This is a genomic window from Geodermatophilus aquaeductus (assembly GCF_900182545.1).
In the GTDB taxonomy this organism is placed as follows: domain Bacteria; phylum Actinomycetota; class Actinomycetes; order Mycobacteriales; family Geodermatophilaceae; genus Geodermatophilus; species Geodermatophilus aquaeductus.
On record NZ_FXTJ01000015.1, the window covers coordinates 1 to 18,010 of the forward strand.

General features: G+C 75.9%; 13 protein-coding genes. 4 read left to right on the forward strand and 9 right to left on the reverse strand.

Annotated features, from left to right (window positions below; translation table 11 throughout):
* Both FN207_RS26565 and FN207_RS23590 read left to right on the forward strand, forming a co-directional pair.
* Positions 1 to 1,258, forward strand: a 1,258-nt coding sequence (locus FN207_RS26565; protein ID WP_185938538.1) for an HNH endonuclease signature motif containing protein, incomplete at its 5' end; no start/stop codon positions are given.
* Positions 1,259 to 1,306: 48 nt separating this feature from the next.
* Positions 1,307 to 1,783, forward strand: a complete 477-nt coding sequence (locus FN207_RS23590) for a hypothetical protein (protein ID WP_142460899.1) — start codon at positions 1,307 to 1,309, stop codon at positions 1,781 to 1,783.
* Here FN207_RS23590 and FN207_RS23595 read toward each other — a convergent pair.
* From FN207_RS23595 to FN207_RS23605, 3 genes are all read right to left on the reverse strand, one after another.
* Complete coding sequence (locus FN207_RS23595) at positions 1,780 to 2,589, reverse strand: MBL fold metallo-hydrolase (protein ID WP_185938539.1); 810 nt, start codon at positions 2,587 to 2,589, stop codon at positions 1,780 to 1,782. The genes FN207_RS23590 and FN207_RS23595 overlap by 4 nt on opposite strands.
* A 14-nt stretch (positions 2,590 to 2,603) precedes the next feature.
* Complete coding sequence (uvrA, locus tag FN207_RS23600) at positions 2,604 to 5,501, reverse strand: excinuclease ABC subunit UvrA (protein ID WP_142460901.1); 2,898 nt, start codon at positions 5,499 to 5,501, stop codon at positions 2,604 to 2,606.
* Positions 5,502 to 5,637: 136 nt separating this feature from the next.
* Positions 5,638 to 7,068 carry an amidase gene (locus FN207_RS23605; protein WP_142460902.1) on the reverse strand — a complete coding sequence of 477 codons (1,431 nt, stop codon included), beginning with the start codon at positions 7,066 to 7,068 and terminating at the stop codon, positions 5,638 to 5,640.
* Positions 7,069 to 7,116: 48 nt separating this feature from the next.
* Between FN207_RS23605 and FN207_RS23610 the strand changes: the two genes are divergently transcribed.
* Positions 7,117 to 7,791, forward strand: a complete 675-nt coding sequence (locus FN207_RS23610; protein ID WP_142460903.1) for an MBL fold metallo-hydrolase — start codon at positions 7,117 to 7,119, stop codon at positions 7,789 to 7,791.
* 3 nt (positions 7,792 to 7,794) lie between these two features.
* On the opposite strand, the gene FN207_RS23615 is transcribed toward FN207_RS23610, so the two are convergent.
* From FN207_RS23615 to FN207_RS23625, 3 genes are all read right to left on the reverse strand, one after another.
* Complete coding sequence (locus FN207_RS23615; protein ID WP_142460904.1) at positions 7,795 to 8,559, reverse strand: CPBP family intramembrane glutamic endopeptidase; 765 nt, start codon at positions 8,557 to 8,559, stop codon at positions 7,795 to 7,797.
* Positions 8,560 to 8,576: 17 nt separating this feature from the next.
* Positions 8,577 to 9,518 (reverse strand): NAD(P)H-binding protein, encoded by a 942-nt coding sequence (locus tag FN207_RS23620; RefSeq protein ID WP_142460905.1) that lies wholly within the window; start codon positions 9,516 to 9,518, stop codon positions 8,577 to 8,579.
* Positions 9,519 to 9,669: 151 nt separating this feature from the next.
* The gene (locus tag FN207_RS23625) at positions 9,670 to 10,605 is read right to left on the reverse strand and encodes a TerD family protein (protein ID WP_185938540.1); all 936 of its coding nucleotides are present in this window, start codon (positions 10,603 to 10,605) and stop codon (positions 9,670 to 9,672) included.
* 96 nt (positions 10,606 to 10,701) lie between these two features.
* On the opposite strand from FN207_RS23625, the gene FN207_RS23630 reads away from it, so the two are divergent.
* Positions 10,702 to 12,408 (forward strand): Hsp70 family protein, encoded by a 1,707-nt coding sequence (locus tag FN207_RS23630; RefSeq protein ID WP_142460906.1) that lies wholly within the window; start codon positions 10,702 to 10,704, stop codon positions 12,406 to 12,408.
* A 1,854-nt stretch (positions 12,409 to 14,262) separates the two neighbouring features.
* Here the strand turns inward: FN207_RS23630 and FN207_RS23635 are convergent.
* The 3 genes from FN207_RS23635 to FN207_RS23645 all read right to left on the reverse strand — a co-directional run bounded on the left by FN207_RS23635 (position 14,263) and on the right by FN207_RS23645 (position 18,009).
* The gene (locus tag FN207_RS23635; protein WP_142460907.1) at positions 14,263 to 16,314 is read right to left on the reverse strand and encodes a S9 family peptidase; all 2,052 of its coding nucleotides are present in this window, start codon (positions 16,312 to 16,314) and stop codon (positions 14,263 to 14,265) included.
* 67 nt (positions 16,315 to 16,381) lie between these two features.
* Entirely contained in the window at positions 16,382 to 17,353 is a 972-nt protein-coding gene (locus FN207_RS23640) for an AIM24 family protein (RefSeq protein ID WP_185938541.1), read from the reverse strand.
* 11 nt (positions 17,354 to 17,364) lie between these two features.
* Entirely contained in the window at positions 17,365 to 18,009 is a 645-nt protein-coding gene (locus FN207_RS23645; protein WP_142460908.1) for an AIM24 family protein, read from the reverse strand.
* Position 18,010: the final 1 nt, after the last annotated feature.

Below are 18,010 nucleotides of genomic sequence, written 5' to 3' on the forward strand. Positions count from 1 at the left end.
CGACGCGCTGCCCGCCGACCCCGCCGATGGGCGCTCCCGTGGGCAGAAGATGGCCGACTGCCTGCTCGACCTGGTGCTGCGCCCCGGCGAGACCGTTCTCCCGCCGGTGCAGGTCGTGTTGTCGGTGATCGCACCGCTGGGCGCGCTGCTCGGTGGGGACCAGCCGTGCGAGATCGACGGACAGGTGGTGCCCGCCGAGACGGTCCGCGCCCTGCTCGCCGCCCTCACCGGGCACCCGCCGGCCACCACCGCTGCCGCCCCCGCCGAGGACGCCGCCACGACCGACGCCGGCACCGGCACCACCTCCACCACCACCCCCACCGGCAGTCGCGGAGGAGGCCAGGGCACCGCTGGCGATGACTCCCCGCTGGGCGATCAGGCGCTGCGCGGCATCACCGCCGCTGAGGCGGCGCGTTACGAGGCCGAGGCCGGAGAACTGGCGGCGTGGTGGGCCGAGATGGAGCGTCGGGTGCTGGCCGGGGAGTTCGATGCCGAGCCGCCACCGCAGTTCATCGACGAGGACGGGCCACCCGACCTCCTGGCACGGACCCACTCCGCACCACCTCCGCACCCAGCCGGTCCCCCGGATGGCTGGTGGGCGCGCGCCGACCGCGCGATCGAGGACGCCGGGGATGCGGTCCTGACCGCGCAGCAGGAGCTGAGCCGCGCCCACCGCCTGGTGGCCACCGCCGCCCGGGCCGACGCCGCCGATGAGGCCGCCTGGGCGCACGGCCCCGCCGGGCGGGTCACCGCCGCCCCCGACGCCCTCACCGCCCTCGCGGCCGCCACCGACGAAGCCCGTCAGGCGCTCGCCGGCCTGCTGGCCACAACCGGCGGCGGCGGGCTGGCCGACCGGCCCCGCCTGGTCCTCACCGACGCCCTGACCGGTGCGCTGCTCGGCCTCACCGACCTGCCTGCCCTGCGCCGCGCCGCGACCACCGGCACCGGGCTGAGCACGCCCGGCCCGACCGCCGGCTACCGCCCCGGCGTCGCCCTGGACCGGCACGTCCGCGCCCGCGACCGCCGCTGCCGCTTCCCCGGCTGCCGCCGCCGCGTCCCGAGAAGCGGCGAACTCGACCACGCCGTCGCGTGGCCGGCCGGACCCACCGCCGCGGGCAACCTCACCGGCTACTGCACCGGCCACCACCGCGGCAAGCACCAGGCACCCGGCTGGCGACACACCCTCGCCCCCGACGGCACCCTCACCGTCACCACACCCACCGGCCTCACCGCCGCCACCACCCCACCGCCGTACTGAGCGGGTCGGCGCAGCACCGAGGGCAGGCGGGCGCACTACGGTCCGCGGATGGCGCTGCCGAGGCTCCTCATGCGGGTGATCGACCCGGCGCAGGCGTATCTCGACGAGCACCGGCTCGACGGCGGTCCAGGTCACCAGCCGGTCCACCGAGGAGCGGTCGTCTTCGGACCGGGTGTCCCGGGCGGGAGCCGTCCGGCCACGGACGCCGAACGGGCAGCGCTCGCCGAGGAGGCCGCCCGTTCCCGCACCGACCGCGAGGCCGACCTGGCGGACGTCGAACAGCGCTGGGGACCGGAGCTGCACCGCGCTGCCGACGAGCTGCTGGCCACCGGCGCCGCGGAGCTCGTCCTGGGCGACCGGACGGTCCACGCCCGGCTCGTCCGGTTCTGGCGCGGCGACGACGTCCTGGAGACCACGACGCAGGCACCACGCAGCGACGGCCGGTCGCTGACCCGCATCAGCCGGGACCCGCGCCGCGGCGGCCGCGCCGTCCTGGCCGCCCACCTGGCCGACGCCGCGGTCTAGCGCTGGTCGGCGGGCTGCCAGAGACGGGAGCCCGTCACCCGGCCGTGCGCGAGCTGCGGGAAGTGGGCGCCCACGCCCGAGGTCCCCTCCTCCCCCAGCACCCGCCACAGCCGCGCGCGGGTGCGGCCGGCCAGCGCCGGGTCGACGTCCCCGAGGGACCGCCAACCGGGCTCGGCGAGCTGCACCGGGCAGGTGATCGCGTCCCCGAGCAGCAGCAGGCGCTCGCCGGCCGACGTCACCGACACGCACAGCGAGCCGGGCGTGTGCCCGGGCGTCAGCACGGCCTCCACCCCCGGCGCCACGACGGCGTCCTCGGCGAGGGCACGCAGCCGCGGCGTCCCCGCCCACCGCCGGAAGCCGGTGCGGACGTGCGCGGCCATCTCCCCCGGCCCGTCCACGAAGTGCGCCGCGTCGCCGGCGCCGAACCAGACCGTCGCGCCGGGGAACACCGGCTCGCCGTCCGGGCCGAACAGCCACCCGACGTGGTCGGCGTGCAGGTGCGTGCACACGACATCGGTCACGTCGTCCGGCCGCACGCCGAGCGCCCGCAGGCCGGTGGGCAGCTGCCCGCCGACGAGGAGCATCCCGTCCGGCAGCGACTGCGCCTCCGGCCCGAGTCCGGCGTCGACCAGGACGACGCGGTCGCCGGTGCGGACGACGAAGCAGCCGATCGGCAGCCACGCGGCGTCGTCCCGGTCGAAGAGCTCCGGGTGCGCGTCGGCCGGCACCGCCTCGCCGAAGTAGCTCCGGCGGGCGACGAAGGTCCCGTCCGCGACGGCGTCGACCCGCACCTCGCCGACACGCACCCGTCCCGCTCCCGTCAGCTGGCGCGCTTGCGCGTCGCCCGCTTCTTCGTCCCGGCGGCCGCCGCCTCGACCGCCTTCGGGTCGAGCAGCGGCACCAGGTACCGCCCGGTGTGCGACTCCGGCACCGACGCGACGAACTCCGGCGGCCCCTCGGCCACGACCGTGCCGCCCCGGAACCCGCCCTCGGGACCCATGTCGATCAGCCAGTCGGCGCTCTTGATGACGTCGAGGTTGTGCTCGATGACGATCACCGAGTTGCCCTTGTCGACCAGGCCCTGCAGCACGAGCAGCAGCTTGCGGATGTCCTCGAAGTGCAGGCCGGTGGTCGGCTCGTCGAGGACGTACACGCTGCGCCCGTTGGACCGCTTCTGCAGCTCGCTGGCCAGCTTCACCCGCTGCGCCTCACCGCCGGACAGCGTCGTCGCCGGCTGACCCAGCCGCACGTAGCCCAGGCCCACGTCGGTGAGCGTGCGCAGGTACCGCGCGATGCCCGGGATGGCGGCGAAGAAGTCCGCGGCCTCCTCGATCGGCATGTCGAGGACCTCGGCCACCGTCTTGCCCTTGTAGTGCACCTCGAGCGTCTCCCGGTTGAACCGGGCGCCCTTGCACACCTCGCACGGAACGTAGACGTCCGGCAGGAAGTTCATCTCGATCTTCAGCGTGCCGTCGCCGGAGCACGCCTCGCAGCGCCCGCCCTTGACGTTGAAGGAGAACCGCCCCGGCTGGTAGCCGCGGATCTTCGCCTCCGACGTCTGCGCGAACAGCTTGCGGACCTGGTCCCAGACGCCGGTGTAGGTGGCCGGGTTGGACCGCGGGGTCCGCCCGATCGGCGACTGGTCGACGTGCACGACCTTGTCCAGGTGCTCCAGCCCGGTGACCGTCCGGTGCCGGCCCGGGACCATCCGCGCGCGGTTGAGCTGGTTGGCCAGGACCGTGTACAGGATGTCGTTGACCAGGCTGGACTTGCCGGACCCGGAGACCCCGGTGACGCCGACGAGGAGCCCCAGCGGGAACGTCACGTCGACGCCCTTGAGGTTGTGCTCGCGGGCGCCCTTGACCACCAGCTCCCGGCCGGGCTGCGGCTGGCGCCGCACCTTCGGCACGGTGATCTCCATCCGGCCGGACAGGTACTTCCCCGTCAGCGACCGCTCGCTGGCCAGCAGCTCCTCGACCGTGCCGCTGACGATGACCTCGCCACCGTGCTCACCGGCGCCGGGACCGATGTCGACCACCCAGTCGGCGGTCTTGATCGTGTCCTCGTCGTGCTCGACGACGATGAGGGTGTTGCCCATGTCGCGCAGCCGGACCAGCGTCTCGATCAGCCGGGTGTTGTCCCGCTGGTGCAGCCCGATCGAGGGCTCGTCGAGGACGTACAGGACACCGACCAGCCCGGAGCCGATCTGCGTGGCCAGCCGGATGCGCTGCGCCTCGCCACCGGCCAGCGTCGCCGCCGGGCGGTCGAGGGACAGGTAGTCCAGGCCGACGTCGACGAGGAAGGACAGCCGGGCCTGGATCTCCTTGAGCACCCGGTCGGCGATCGCCCGCTCGCGATCGCCGAGCTCCAGCGCGCCGAGCCAGTCGGCGGCCTCGCCGATCGACAGGCCGGTCACCTCGGCGATCGAGCGGCTGTTGAGCTTGACGGCGAGGATCTCCGGCTTGAGCCGGGTGCCGTGGCAGACGGGACAGGGCACGTCGCGCATGTAGCCCTCGTACTTGTCCCGCATGTAGTCGCTGTCGGTGTCCTCGTGCCGGCGCTCGAGGAAGGGCAGGACGCCCTCGAAGGCGGCGTAGTAGCTGCGCTCGCGGCCGTAGCGGTTCTTGTAGCGGACGTGCACCTGGTCCGGCGAGCCGTGCAGGACGGCCTTCTGCACCTTGGCCGGCAGCTTCTCCCACGCGGTGTCCATGGAGAAGCCGAGCTGGTCGGCCAGGCCGGAGAGCAGCCGCTGGAAGTACTCGTTGCTCATCGAGCCGGCCCACGGGGCGATCGCGCCGTCGGCCAGGCTCTTCTCCGGGTCGGGCACGACGAGGTCGGGGTCGACCTCCTTGCGGGTGCCGATGCCGGTGCACTCCGGGCAGGCGCCGAACGGCGAGTTGAACGAGAAGCTCCGCGGCTCGAGGGCCTCGAACGACAGGCCGTCGTCGACGCAGGCGAGGTGCTCGGAGAAGGTCCGCTCGCGCTCGGGGTCGTCCTCGGGCAGGTCGACGAAGTCGAGGACGACGAGGCCGCCGGCGAGACCGAGAGCCGTCTCGACCGAGTCGGTGAGGCGGCGCTTGGCGCTCTCCTTCACCGTCAGCCGGTCGACGATGACCTCGATCGTGTGCTTCTCCTGCTTCTTCAGCTTCGGCGGCTCGGTGAGCGGGTGCACCGTGCCGTCGACGCGGACGCGGGAGAAGCCCTGGGTCTGCAGCGAGCTGAACAGGTCGACGTACTCGCCCTTGCGCGCCCGCACGACCGGGGCGAGCACCTGGAACCGGGTGCCCTCCTCCATCGACAGCACCTGGTCGACGATCTGCTGCGGCGTCTGCCGCGCGATCGGCTTGCCGCAGTTGGGGCAGTGCGGCTGGCCGGCGCGGGCGTAGAGCAGCCGCAGGTAGTCGTAGACCTCGGTGATCGTGCCGACGGTCGAGCGCGGGTTGCGGTTGGTCGACTTCTGGTCGATCGACACCGCGGGCGACAGGCCCTCGATGAAGTCGACGTCGGGCTTGTCCATCTGCCCGAGGAACTGCCGGGCGTAGGCCGACAGCGACTCGACGTAGCGCCGCTGCCCCTCGGCGAAGATGGTGTCGAACGCAAGGCTCGACTTGCCCGATCCGGACAGCCCGGTGAAGACGATCAGGGCGTCGCGGGGCAGGTCGATGTGGACGTCCTTGAGGTTGTGCTCACGGGCGCCGCGGACGACGAGACGGTCCAATGTGATCCCTGTCGGTCAGCCGGGCCGGCCGGTCGTGCCGGGGCCCTGGTGGTGTCGAGATGTCGATACGGGCAACGCCGTCACGGACCGCGCGCAATCCGTGACGACGGTGACGTTGCCGCCTGGGTGCGGGTGCTCAGGCGGGAGCCGGGGACGGCACTCCGGCGGGGTCGAAGACCGGCGCGTGACGGCGCCAGGGCGCACGGCGTTCCAGCTCTCCGGCCAGCCAGAGTAGTCGCGTCTCGCTCCCCGGGGGGCCGACCAGCTGGACCGCCAGCGGGTGCCCCTCGGAACGCGTCCCCGCAGGCAGCACGACCGCCGGGACCCCGGCCAGGTTCCACGGCGAGGCCCACGGCGCCCAGCGCGCGTTGGCCGTCACGTTGGCCCAGAACCCGCGCTCGTGCCACGGCCGCGCGGGCAGCGGCGGGCCGTTGGTGATCGGCGTCAGCAGCACGTCGATCCCGTCGTCGGCGAAGAAGGCCACCGTCCGCTCGCGGAACCGCTCGGCCGTCCGCGGGCGGACGAGCCCGGCCCGGCGCACCAGCCGGCCGAGCCGCGCGTGCGTGCGGCTGCGCGGCTGCAGCGCCGCCCGGTCCAGGCCCAGGAACGCGGCGTCGTCCTCCGCGCCGGCCAGCCAGCGGGCGATGCCGCCGGCCGCGGCACCGGGCGGGACCACCGGGTCCTTCTCGACCACGACGTGCCCGGCGCCGCGCAGCAGCCGCGCCGTGCGCTCGACCGCCGCCCGTGCGGGACCGTCGGGCCGCGCGCCGGGGACCGGGGAACGCCGGGCGACGGCGATCCGCAGCGGCCGGCCCGGGGCGGACGGCCCCGCCCAGTCCAGCGCCGAGATCTCCCCCGCCAGGACGGCGGTGCCCAGCGCGACGTCGTCGACCGTGGTGGCGAGGACGCCGTTGACGGCCATGCCCGACCAGTCGTCGGCGCCGATCCCGCCGGGCAGCACGCCGCGGCCGGGCTTGAGCGTGACCAGGCCGCACGCCGCGGCGGGCAGCCGCAGCGAGCCCATGCCGTCGTTGCCGTGCGCCAGCGGGACGACGCCCGCGGCGACCGCGGCGGCGCTGCCCCCGGAGCTGCCGGCCGGCGAGCGGGCGGTGTCCCACGGGTTGCGGGTGACCGTGCCCGGGCCGTCGGTGGCGGCGTAGAGGCACAGCTCCGGGACGCGGGTGATCCCGACGACGACGGCACCGGCGGCGCGCAGCCGGGCGACGACCTCGTGGTCGGCCCCGGCCGGGCCGGCGGAGGACGCGGCGCAGCCGTCGGTGGCCACCTCGCCGGCCACCGCGACGTTGTCCTTCACCGCGACCGGGACGCCGGCCAGCGGCAGCGTGCCCCGGCGCGGGTCGGCGTCGACCGCGGCCGCCTCGGCCAGCGCCGCCGCCGCCCGGACCACGCGGAAGGCGCCGATCCGGGGCTCGACGTCGGCGAGGTGGGCGAGGTGGGCGCGCACCACGTCGACCGCGGACAGCTGCCCGGAGCGCACGCCCGCGGCGATGACGGAGGCGGGCAGGCCGACGAGCCGGGCGCCGCCCGGAGCTCCGCTAGCGTCCATGGGGCCGACCGTATCCGCGGTCGCCGACAGTTCTCGAACGGAGGCCCGATGAGCGGCAGCGGCGACGTCTACAGCGGCGACGTGCAGGTGGGCGGCCCGGCCGACGTGCGGGAGCTGCCCGGCCTGACGATCAGCAAGGTCGCGGTCAGCGAGATGGCCAACAACGCCTACCTGCTGCGCTGCACGGCCACCGGGCAGGCGCTGCTCGTCGACGCGGCCGCGGAGCCCGAGACGCTGCACCGGCTGATCGGCAGCGCCGACCTGCGCACCGTCGTCACCACGCACGGCCACTGGGACCACCACCGCGCGCTGCCCGACGTCGTGGCGGCCACCGGGGCGCAGACGGTGGCGCACGCCGCCGACGCCGCCGACCTGCCCGTCCCGGTCGACCGCACCGTGGCGCACGGGGACACCGTCGCCGTCGGCGAGCAGGTGCTCGAGGTGGTGCACCTGCGCGGGCACACGCCGGGCAGCATCGCGCTGGTCTGGCGCGGGGAGGGCGACGCCGGTACGCACGTCTTCACCGGCGACAGCCTCTTCCCCGGCGGCGTGGGCAACACCCAGCAGGACCCGGAGCGCTTCACCAGCCTCCTCGACGACGTCGAGCAGCGGCTGTTCGCCGTCCTCCCCGACGGGACGTGGGTCTACCCGGGGCACGGCAAGGACACGACGCTCGGCGCCGAACGCCCGCACCTCGGGGAGTGGCGCGAGCGGGGCTGGTGAGGGTCAGGCGTCCGCGGGGCGCCGGTCGTAGACGTCGGAGCGGTCGGCGAACAGCGGCGGCAGGAAGCGCAGCATCAGCGCCGACCAGGTGACGTGGGTGAGCACGGGGGCCTGGATGCCGCCGGTGACCCGCCGCTGCATCCCGAACAGCGCCCCCATCACCAGGGAGGCGATCAGCAGGGCCGGGTTGCGGGTGGCCGCGGTGGCCAGGCCGTAGACCGCCGTCGAGGTGAGCACCGGGCGGTCGACGCCGATCGCGGCGTACAGCGCGCCACGGAAGAAGACCTCCTCGGCCACGCCGTTGGCCAGCGCCGTCGTCGCCACCAGGGGGGTCGAGCCCTGGTACGCGTAGCGCATGACCTTGGTGATCGCCCGGTCGAGGGCGGGGATCCGGCGGGCCACCAGGGCCGCGCCGTAGAACAGGCCGAACGCGCCGGCGCCGGTGAGCACCGGCGTCACCACGGGGCGGCGCAGCTGGTGGTCGGGGGTGAGCATCCAGCCCAGGTGCAGCGGACCCGACGCCAGGCCGCCGGCGATCCACGTGCCGGCGACGGCCATCGTGAGGCCGTAGAAGCCCGGCGACCCGGGCCGCGTCGACAGCGAGACCCCGAGCAGCCCGGCACCCCCCAGCGTCACGCCGGCGGTGACCCTCCGGCGGCGGCGGAAGGCCGCGTCGGTCTCGCGATGGTCGCGCGGGACGGGCTGGACCAGCCAGTCCGGCAGCCGGTCGGCCGCCCGGGCGAGCAGGCCACCGCGCCGTCGGCTCACGAGCGGGTGCCGTCGGCTCACGAGCGGGCGCCGCGGGCGAGCAGGCCGGCCCGGCGGGCGCGGGCCGCGCGACGGCGGTCGGCCGCCCGCTCGCCCAGCGCCACGAGCACCATCTGGTCGTAGTCCATCGGCTCGAAGGGCACCACCGTGCGGATGGCGTCGTCGGTGACGACCACCTCGTTGATCATCGAGTCGACCAGGGACCGGCCGGTGGTGACGTCGACGTCGGTGACCAGTGCCAGCCAGCGCGAGGACAGGCTCGGCGTCAGCAGCGGCACCGGGACGACGAACAGGCGCCGGCCCTGGATGTCGGCGACCCGGCTGAGCATCTCGAGGTAGGTGAGCACCTCGGGGCCGCCGACCTCGAACACCCGGCCCCGGGCGTCGGGCGCCTCGAGGACGCCCACCAGGTAGCGGACGACGTCGGCGACGGCGATCGGTTGCGTGCGGGTGTGCACCCAGCGCGGCGTGACCATCGCGGGCAGGTGCGCCACGAGCTGGCGGGTCATCTCCCAGGAGACGCCGCCGTGCCCGACGACGATGCCGGCGCGCAGGGTCGTGACGGGGACGCCGGTCGAGGCGAGCAGCCGTTCCACCTCGCGGCGGCTGCGCAGGTGCGCGGAGAGCTGGTCGCCGTCGCGGCCGAGGCCGCCGAGGTAGACGATCCGCTCGACGCCGGCGTCGGCGGCCGCGCGGGCGAAGGTGCGCGCGGCCTCGGCGTCCTTGCGCCGGAAGTCGGCGTCGCCGAGCGAGTGCACCAGGTAGTAGGCCGCCTCGCAGCCGCGCAGCGCCTGCCGCAGCGACGCCTCGTCGGTGACGTCACCGGCCACCGGCGTGCCGGCGCCGCCGTAGTCGTCCGGCCGGCGGGTCATGGCGCGGACGTCGTGCCCCGCCTTCACCAGGGCCGGCGCGAGCCGGCCGCCCACGAACCCGGACGCGCCGGTGAGGAGGAGCTGCACGAGCAGCGGGTACCCGTGGGCGCCGACCGGAACCGGGCCCGCGCGGCTCAGGATCGGCCGCGCGGTCTCCTGGGGTGGAGTTCGTCCTCCGGGGGTCCCGCAGGACCCCCGGAGGACGAGGACGGCTCCAGGAGTGGGACCGCTCAGGACGTCACTTGCGGCCGGGCGTCCAGTCCATGCCCCAGCCGTACTGGCGGTCCAGGACGTCCTGGCCGCCGTGCACGTAGCGCACCTCGCGGTTGACGACGAGCTGGCCGCCCTGGTTCTCGATCATCGCGATGGCGCAGATCCGGGCGCGGGGGTCGTGCTCGTCGAGGCGCACCTCGATCTGCGGCCCGTTCGCCGGGAACATCGTGACGACGGCGTCGGCCTGGCCCCAGTTCGGCACGCCCTCGTAGATGAGCGCGAACACGAGGATGCGGCGGATCAGCTGGGTGTGCTGCAGGTCGACCATCAGGTTCTCGCCACCGCTGTTCGAGCCCGAGCGGTCGTCGCCGTCCAGCCACACGATCGACTGGCCGTTGCCCAGCGTGTGCTGCCCGCGGAAGGCGTTGCCCAGGGCCTGGATGACGCCCTTGGACCCGTCGGCGTACTCGTAGAGGCAGCCGAGGTCCAGGTCGATGGCCCCCGAGCCGGCCGAGGCGAGCCGCTTGAGGAAGCCACCGCCCCCGCCGCCGCCGGGCCGGGAGTTCCAGTTGAGGTTGACCCGCAGGACGCCGGTGGTGCCGGCCGTCTTGGTCAGCGAGACCGACGGCGCCGACTTGGTCAGCGACACCTTGCCCAGGTTCACGCCGCCCTGCTGGGGAGGCGGCGGCGGGGCCTGCTGACCGTACGGCTGCTGCCCGTAGGGGCCCTGCGGCGGCTGGGGCTGGCCGTACGGCTGCCCCGGCGGCGGGTACGGCGGCTGGCCGTACGGCTGCCCCGGCGGCGGGTACGGCGGCGGGTAGGGCGGCTGCCCGTACGGCTGGCCCGGCGGCTGCTGGTGGGGCGGCGGCGGGGGCGGCTGGTACGGCGGCGGCTGCGGCGGCGCCGGAGGGGTCTCCGGCTGCGGCGGCGGGGACTTCTGGCGCTTCGTGTAGTCGACCAAGGAGGGCCTCCCCGCAGGTCACCCCCGGAGGCGGACCTGCGCTCTGAGCGGCGGACACGTCACCCCGAGACTAGAGGCGCCGCTACCCTCCGGCCCATGCCGGCCGGTGCCCCCTCGCCCTCCCCCACCGTCCACGGGATCGACCTCGGCACCACCTACAGCTGCCTGGCGCAGGTCAACGACGACGGCACCGCCCGCGTCGTCCCGCTCCTCGACGGCGCGCCCACGCTGCCCAGCGTTGTGCTCTTCGTCGGCCCCGACGACTACGTCACCGGCGAGCGCGCCCGCGTCCTGGCCCGCGCCCAGCCCGACGACGTCTGCACGCTGGTCAAGCGGCGCATGGGCGACAGCACCTGGCGCTTCGTCAGCCACGGCCGGTCCTGGTCGGCGCCCGCGGTGAGCAGCCTGGTCCTCAGCGCGCTGGTCAGCGAGACCAGCTTCTCCACCGACGGACCGGTGCGCGACGTCGTCATCACCGTGCCGGCCTACTTCGGCGACGAGGAGCGGCGGGCCACCCGGCTGGCCGGCGAGTACGCCGGCCTGACCGTCCTCGACGTCATCAACGAGCCGACCGCGGCCGCGCTGTCCTACGGCTTCGCCCGCCTCGACGGCGGCGGCCCCTCGGACCACCTCGAGGAGGTCGCGCTCGTCTACGACCTCGGCGGCGGCACCGTCGACGTCGCGGTCGTGGAGCTCGCCGACCGGCGGCTGGCCGTCGTCGCCACCGATGGCGACCACGAGCTCGGCGGCGCCGACTGGGACGAGAAGCTCGCCGTCCACCTCTCCCGCGCCTTCCTCGCCGCCCACCCCGACGCCGAGGACCCCCTCGACGACAGCGCCGGCGGCCAGGCCCTCGTGCTCGCCGCCGAGCGGGCCAAGCGCGAGCTCAGCGTCCGCGACGCCGTCGTCGTGCCGGTCGAGCACGACGGCCGCCGGGTCGACGTGCCGGTGACCCGGGCGGAGTTCGAGCAGCTCACCGCGGGCCTGCTCGACCGCACGATGGCGCTGACCCGCGCGGCGGTCGCCGCGGCCCGCGCCCGCGGCGTCGACCGCATCGACCGGGTGCTGCTGGTCGGCGGCTCGACCCGGATGCCCGCCGTCGCGCAGCGGCTGACCGCCCAGCTGGGCGTGCGCGCCGAGGTGCACGACCCCGACCTCGCCGTCGCCAAGGGCGCCGCGGTGTACGGCCGCAAGAAGCAGCTGGAGCGCCTGCTCGTCGCCGACCTGGTCACCCGCGGGCAGCTGCGCGCCGGGACGCCGCTGGAGTACGCCGCCCCCGCCGACGTCGACGCCGCCTGCGCCCGCCTCGGCGACGCCTTCGGGCTCTCGGCCGCGCAGGTGCGGCGGACCGTGGAGATCCAGGTCCTCAACACCGTCTCCCGCGGCTTCGGCGTCCTGGCGCTCGACCGGTTCGGCGAGCCGGCCACCGTCTTCCTCGTGCACCGCAACGACCGCCTGCCCGTGGCCGTGCGCCGCTCCTTCGGCACCGTGCACGACGACCAGCGGCGGGTCACCATCCGCGTCGTCGAGCAGGGCGGCGGGACGGAGTCCACCCGGCCCGAGGACGCCAAGCTGCTCGCCGAGGCCTCCATCGAGGACATCCCGCCCGGCCACCCCGCCGGCACCGAGATCCAGGTCGTGCTGCGCATGGGCTTCGACGGCATCCTCGAACTCACCGCGCTGCACGAGGGGCTCGCCGACCGCCCGCTCACCGTGCGCGTCGAGACCGGCGCGGCGCTCAGCCAGGCCGACGTCGCCCGCGAGCGCGCACAGGTCGGCCGCATCCGCCGCCGGCGGGACTGAGCGCGTGCTCCCTCCTCTCGACGGCAACGACTACCGCAAGCGCGTCCTCGCCGCGATCGAGGCGCGCGGCGGCCCCGACGCGTCCGATCCCTTCGAGGTCTACGACCTCCCCCTGGACGGGCTCCTCCCCGACGACGACGTCGCCCGCCGGGTCGGCGAGGTCTGGGCGTTCTGGCAGAAGCAGCGCGACCACCCCAAGTACCGGGGCCTGGTGACGGCGCTGCTGCAGACGCACGACGCGCTGGCCGCCCAACTGCGCACCGCCGACGGACGCGCCCGGCTCGCCGAGCAGACCCGCGCCGAGCGCGCCCGGCGGGAGGCCGCCCGGTACGCCGAGCTCGACGCCGCCCTGCAGCGGCTGGTCGAGCGCTTCGGCGGCGTGCCGGCCGACAAGGTCGAGGGGCTGCGTGGCCTGGCCGCCGCCGCGGGCATCGACGACGCCGCGTTCGAGGCGCGCCTGCGCCGGCACCGGCAGCTCGGCTCGGGACCGGCCGCCGGGGACGCCGTGCTGCGGCAGGTCCGGGACGGGCTGGAGGAGCTCGGCCGGATCGAGGGCGCCCGCGTACCGAGCCTGCACGCCTTCCTCGAGCTCCCGCCGACGGCGGACCGCGACACCGTGCGCCGCCGCCGCGACGCGCTGGTCGTCCTCAACCGCCAGCGCCGCCCCGACCGGCGGCGGGCGCTCGTCGACGACCTGCTGGTCGCCGTCGGCGCACTCCTCGTCGACGGCGACCCGGACGCCTACCTCGACGCGCTGGCCGCCGACGTCCGCGAGGCACTGCGGCCGCGGGTCGCCGCCGCGGTGCTCGTCGAGGACCGGCTCACCCCCGCCGACGCGGCCGTCCTCGTGCAGGAGGCGATGGCGGCCGGCCTGGACCCGCAGCGGGCCTCCGCCGTCGTCACCGCGCTGGCCGGCGAGGCCGGCTCCCCCGTCACGCCGCCTCCTCCCCCGCCGGCCGTGCGCCCGGGCGGGACGCCGGACTGGTCGGCCGAGGTGTCCGCCGCCCGCGCCGCTCTGCGGGCCGGCCGGCCGCGCGCCGCCGCCCGGCACGCCGCCGCCGCGCTCGCCGCGGCCGGGGGCATGCACCCGCCGATCCGCGCCGCCCAGGACGAGGCCGCCGAGGTCGCCGCCCGCGCGGAGGCGTCGTGGCGGACGCTCGCGCCGGTGCTGGCCGCCCGCCGGCACGCCGCGGCCGCCGCCACGCTGGAGCGGCTGGCCGCCGACGCCGCGGACGTGCCCGGCCCGGCCGGCGAGGACGCCGCGGAGCTCCTCGCCACCTCCCGCGCCGCGCTCGCCGCCGCCGACGCCGCCCTCGCCGCGGCACCGCCGTCGGGACCCGGGCGGGAGGCCGCGCTGCTCGCCGCCCTCGGCGCGGTGGCCGACCACCCGGCCGCGCAGGCGGAGCTCGCCGCGCTGGGCGTCGCGCCGGCCACCGGCGTCGTGGTCGCCCCGGCACCCGGCGGTGCCCGCGAGGTGCGTTGGACGGCGTCGGCCTCCCCCGGCCCGGTCGGGTACCGGGTGCTGCGCGTGCGGCCCGACGGCACCCGCCAGGTGGTCGGGTCGACCGCCACCACCGCGCTGGAGGACGGCGGCTACGGCCCGGTCGCCGGCTACGTCGTCGTCGCCTCGCGGCTGGGCGTCGTCGCCCCCGAGGCCGTCAGCGGGGAGACCCGGCCGCCGGCCGCCGCTCCCGTGTCCCTGCCGCCGGTCACCGGCCTGGCCCTCGCCGGCGACCGGCTGCGCTGGACCTGGCCCTCGGGCTGCACCGAGGTGGTCGTCCTGCTGCGGCCCGACGCCCCGCCCGCGGACCCCGACGACCCAGTCGCCACCCGCCGCAAGGTGACCAACGCCCGCTACGAGATCGACGGCGGGTTCCCGGTCCCCGGCTCCGGCCACGTGGCGGTCTTCCCGTGCACCCGCGACGGCGGCCGGCTGGTGGTGTCCGCCGAGGGCGCGCGGCTGCGGCTCGGCTGACCGCCGGCGGGCAGCCAGCGGTCCCACCACGCGAGCAGGTGCTCGAAGCGGGCCAGCCGGTGCCGGGGGCGGCCGGAGCGGGACAGCTCGTGGCCCTCGCCGGGGAACAGCAGCAGCGCACTCGGCACGCCCTGCTGCTGCAGCGCGACGAACAGCCGGCGGCCCTGCTCGACCGGGCAGCGCTCGTCCTGCTCGGAGTGCACGACGAGGGTGGGCGTGCGGATCGCGGCCGCCTGCGCCAGCGGGCTCACCGGGTCGGGCCCCATGTAGGCGGCGGCGTACCACCAGCCGATGTCGCTGGAGCCGGCGAACGACGCCGGGTCGGTCACCGCCCGCTCCACGACGGCGGCGGCGAACCGGTCGGTGCGGGTGAGCAGCAGCGCGGTGAGGAAGCCGCCGTAGGAGCCACCGTGGACGCCCACCCGGCCGGCGTCGAGCGCCGGGTCGGCGAGCGCGGCGTCGAGGAAGGCCAGGACGTCGTCGGCGTCCCGCTGCCCCCATGCACCGACGACGGCCCGCGCGTGCTCCTCCCCGTACCCCGAGGACCCGCGCGGGTTGCACTGCACCACGGCGTAGCCGGCCGAGGCGTACACCTGCGTCTCGTCGAGCAGCGACCAGCCGTACTGGGTGAACGGCCCGCCGTGCACGGTCAGCAGCACCGGGTGGGGCCCGGGGCCCTCGGGCACGGTGACCCAGCCGTGCACCCGCGTGCCGTCGGGCGCGACGACGGTCCGCTCGGTGCTGCGGTGCAGCCGCCCGGTGGCGCCCAGCGCGGAGCCGAAGCCGGTGAGCAGCCGCCGCCGGCCGGGCGTGAGGGCCACCAGCTCCCCCGCCGACCGGTCGTGCGCCACGGTGGCGACGACGACCCCGCCGCCGGCGCCGATCCCGCGCACGGTGAACGGCCCGTCGACCAGCGTCTCGGGTGCGCCGCCGTCGAGGGGCACCCGCAGCAGCGCCACCGAGCCGCGCCGCTCGACGCCGACCAGCGCCGCTCCCTCCGCCAGCACCGTCGCCGGGGTGTCGTCGCCGCGGTGGTGCTCTCGCGGGTCGAGCACCGGCTGCAGCGGGCCGCCGGCGACCGGCACCCGGCACAGGGTGAGGCCCCGCGCGGCGACGTCGAGGCCGTCGGGGCCGAGGTCGGGCCGGGCGGTCACGTACAGGGACGCGCCGGCCGGGTCGAACGCCGGCATCCGGCACTCACCACGGCCGCGGGTGACCCGCCGCGGCTCGCCGCCGGTCACCGGGACCAGCCAGACGTCGCGCACCAGGTCGCGGTCGGCGCGGGCGTGCCGGGCGGAGACGAAGGCCAGCGTCCGGCCGTCGGGTGACCAGGCGACGTCGGTGTCCTCGCCGCGGCCGTCGGTCACCTGCCGCGGCTGCGGGAGCTCGGCGGTGTCGTCGAGCGGGTCGGCGGGCAGGTCGAGGACGAACACGCAGCTGGGCCGGTCGGCGGTGTACCCGACGTCGTCGACGCGGTGCCGCAGCCGGGTGACCAGCCGGGGCGGCTCGGCCTCCGGCGGCACCCCCTCGGCCGTGCCGTAGCGGCCGGGCTCCGGGACCCGGGCCACGAAGGCCAGGCGGCGGGAGTCCGGCGACCAGACCGGGACGCCGCACCCGAGCGGGGCGTCGGTGAGCCGGCGGGGGGCGCCGCCCGCGGTGGGCAGCAGGTGCAGCTGGGGGTGCCCGCCGTCGGCGGCCGACAGGTAGGCCAGCCAGCGGCCGTCCGGGGAGAACGCCGGCGCGGTGTCGCGCGCGCCGGAGGTCAGCGGGCGGGCCGGCGCCGAGCCGTCGGTGAGGACGGCCCAGAGCTGCCCGCGGTAGCGGTCGGCATCGAGGTCGGGCCGGCCGACGGCGACCACCGCCATGCGCCCGTCGGGCGAGACCGCCGGCACCCCGGGGGTCCGGAGCAGGGCGAGGTCGGCGGGCCGCATGGGGCACCGAGCGTAGTGCAGTCGTCACCCGGCCGGGTCCCCGAGCGGGGGCCCGGCCGGGCGACGGTCAGTGCTGCTGCTGGGCGCGGGCGACCAGCCGCTGGCCCAGGCTGCCTGCCTGGGCGTTGGTGAGCAGCTGTGTCTGCGACTCCACCAGCCGCAGCACCGCCGGGTCCTCGCGGGCCACCTCAGAGGACTGCAGCAGGATCGTCCCCTTGCCGGTGAAGTCGTACTGCCGCTCCTCGCCCGAGGCCCGACCCAGCGCCCCGGAGAGGGCGCCGAGCATGCTCTGCGTCATCCACTGCGCGTCGTGGTGCACCGACGGCGAGGGGCAGTCGGCCCAGCCGAGCAGCGCGTCGGGGTCGGCCCGGAACGGCGGCTCCACGAAGATCACCGGCCCGTTGGACGAGGCGATGAACTTGCCCGTGCCGATGAGCGTGACGAACCCGGGCACGATCGACTGCTTGAGCTCCAGCGCCGGGGAGAACGCGCAGAGGTTGCTCGCCTTGATCGTCAGGTTGCCGTCGTCGAGGTCGTAGGCGTTGAGGTCGAACCCGCGGTCGCCGATGAGCACCTTGCCGTGGCCCTGGGCGACCACCCAGTCCTGCACGTAGATCGGGCTGGAGAACTTGGCGCCCACCCACGCCTGCACCGACGAGTACTCGGTGACGGCGTCGAACTGGACGTTGCCGTAGTACGCCAGCATCGCGCCCTTGCTCATGAACCACTCGCCGTTGAGCGTGATGCAGAAGACGTAGGGGTTGACGTTGTCGTCGTCGGGCAGCGACTGCACGTTGAGCGTCGTCGGCACGCCGGCCGGCGGGCCCGAGGGCTGCGGCGGGCCGCCGTACGGCGGCTGCGGCTGACCGCCGTAGGGCGGCTGGCCGTAGCCGGGCTGGGGCTGGCCGTAGCCGGGCTGGGGCTGGCCGTAGCCGGGCTGGGGCTGGCCGTAGCCGGGCTGGGGCTGGCCGTAGCCGGGCTGGGGCTGACCCCCGTAGGGGTTGCCGCCGCCGTAGGGGTTGTTCGGCGGGTAGGTCATCGTCGCCGTCCTCAGAACTTCTGCTCGCTGGCCTGCACGTACACCGTGCCGGAGCCGCTGATCTTCAACTGGAAGGCCTCGCCGGAACCCCGGCCGACCACGTCGCGGAAGCCGACCTTCGCCGCCAGGTCGACCGAGAGCTGGCCGACGTGCCCGACGTAGGCCTGCGGGTCGACGCCGACCTGCGTGCCGTTGAGCTGCAGCGGGAAGGCGCCGCCGTGCGACAGCAGCGCCACCGAGCCGCGGCCGTGCACGTTGGTGGTGAACAGCCCCTGCCCGGTCATGGCGCCGGAGATCGCCGACTTCACGCCGCCGGAGCCGAGGAACTGCACGCTGGTCTGCAGGTTCGCGTCGTGGGCCAGGAGCCGGTCGGCCTCGCACACCAGCGGGGCGTTGCCGTCGAGCTCCAGGACGGTGACGTGCAGGCCCTTGTAGCCGTAGAGCACCTGGCCGGTGCCCTCGGTGGCCATCATCGGGTTGGACTCGCCCGACATCGCGGCACCGAGCATCCCGCCGACGCCACGGCCCTGGCCGTGCACCGGGCGGAAGGTGACCTGGCCGGAGTAGCCGAGCATCGCCCCGCGGCGGGCCAGCACGGGGCTGGCCGGGCCGACGTGCGCGCGCACGACCTTGCTGTTGACCGTCTCGAACGACAAC

Excerpts from the sequence above, each read along its gene's own strand:
- FN207_RS23590 (WP_142460899.1), top strand. The coding sequence starts at position 1,307 with ATGGCGCTGCCGAGGCTCCTCATGCGGGTGATCGACCCGGCGCAGGCG.
- FN207_RS23605 (WP_142460902.1), bottom strand. The coding sequence starts at position 7,068 with ATGGACGCTAGCGGAGCTCCGGGCGGCGCCCGGCTCGTCGGCCTGCCC.
- FN207_RS23610 (WP_142460903.1), top strand. The coding sequence starts at position 7,117 with ATGAGCGGCAGCGGCGACGTCTACAGCGGCGACGTGCAGGTGGGCGGC.
- FN207_RS23630 (WP_142460906.1), top strand. The coding sequence starts at position 10,702 with ATGCCGGCCGGTGCCCCCTCGCCCTCCCCCACCGTCCACGGGATCGAC.
- FN207_RS23635 (WP_142460907.1), bottom strand. The coding sequence starts at position 16,314 with ATGCGGCCCGCCGACCTCGCCCTGCTCCGGACCCCCGGGGTGCCGGCG.
- FN207_RS23640 (WP_185938541.1), bottom strand. The coding sequence starts at position 17,353 with ATGACCTACCCGCCGAACAACCCCTACGGCGGCGGCAACCCCTACGGG.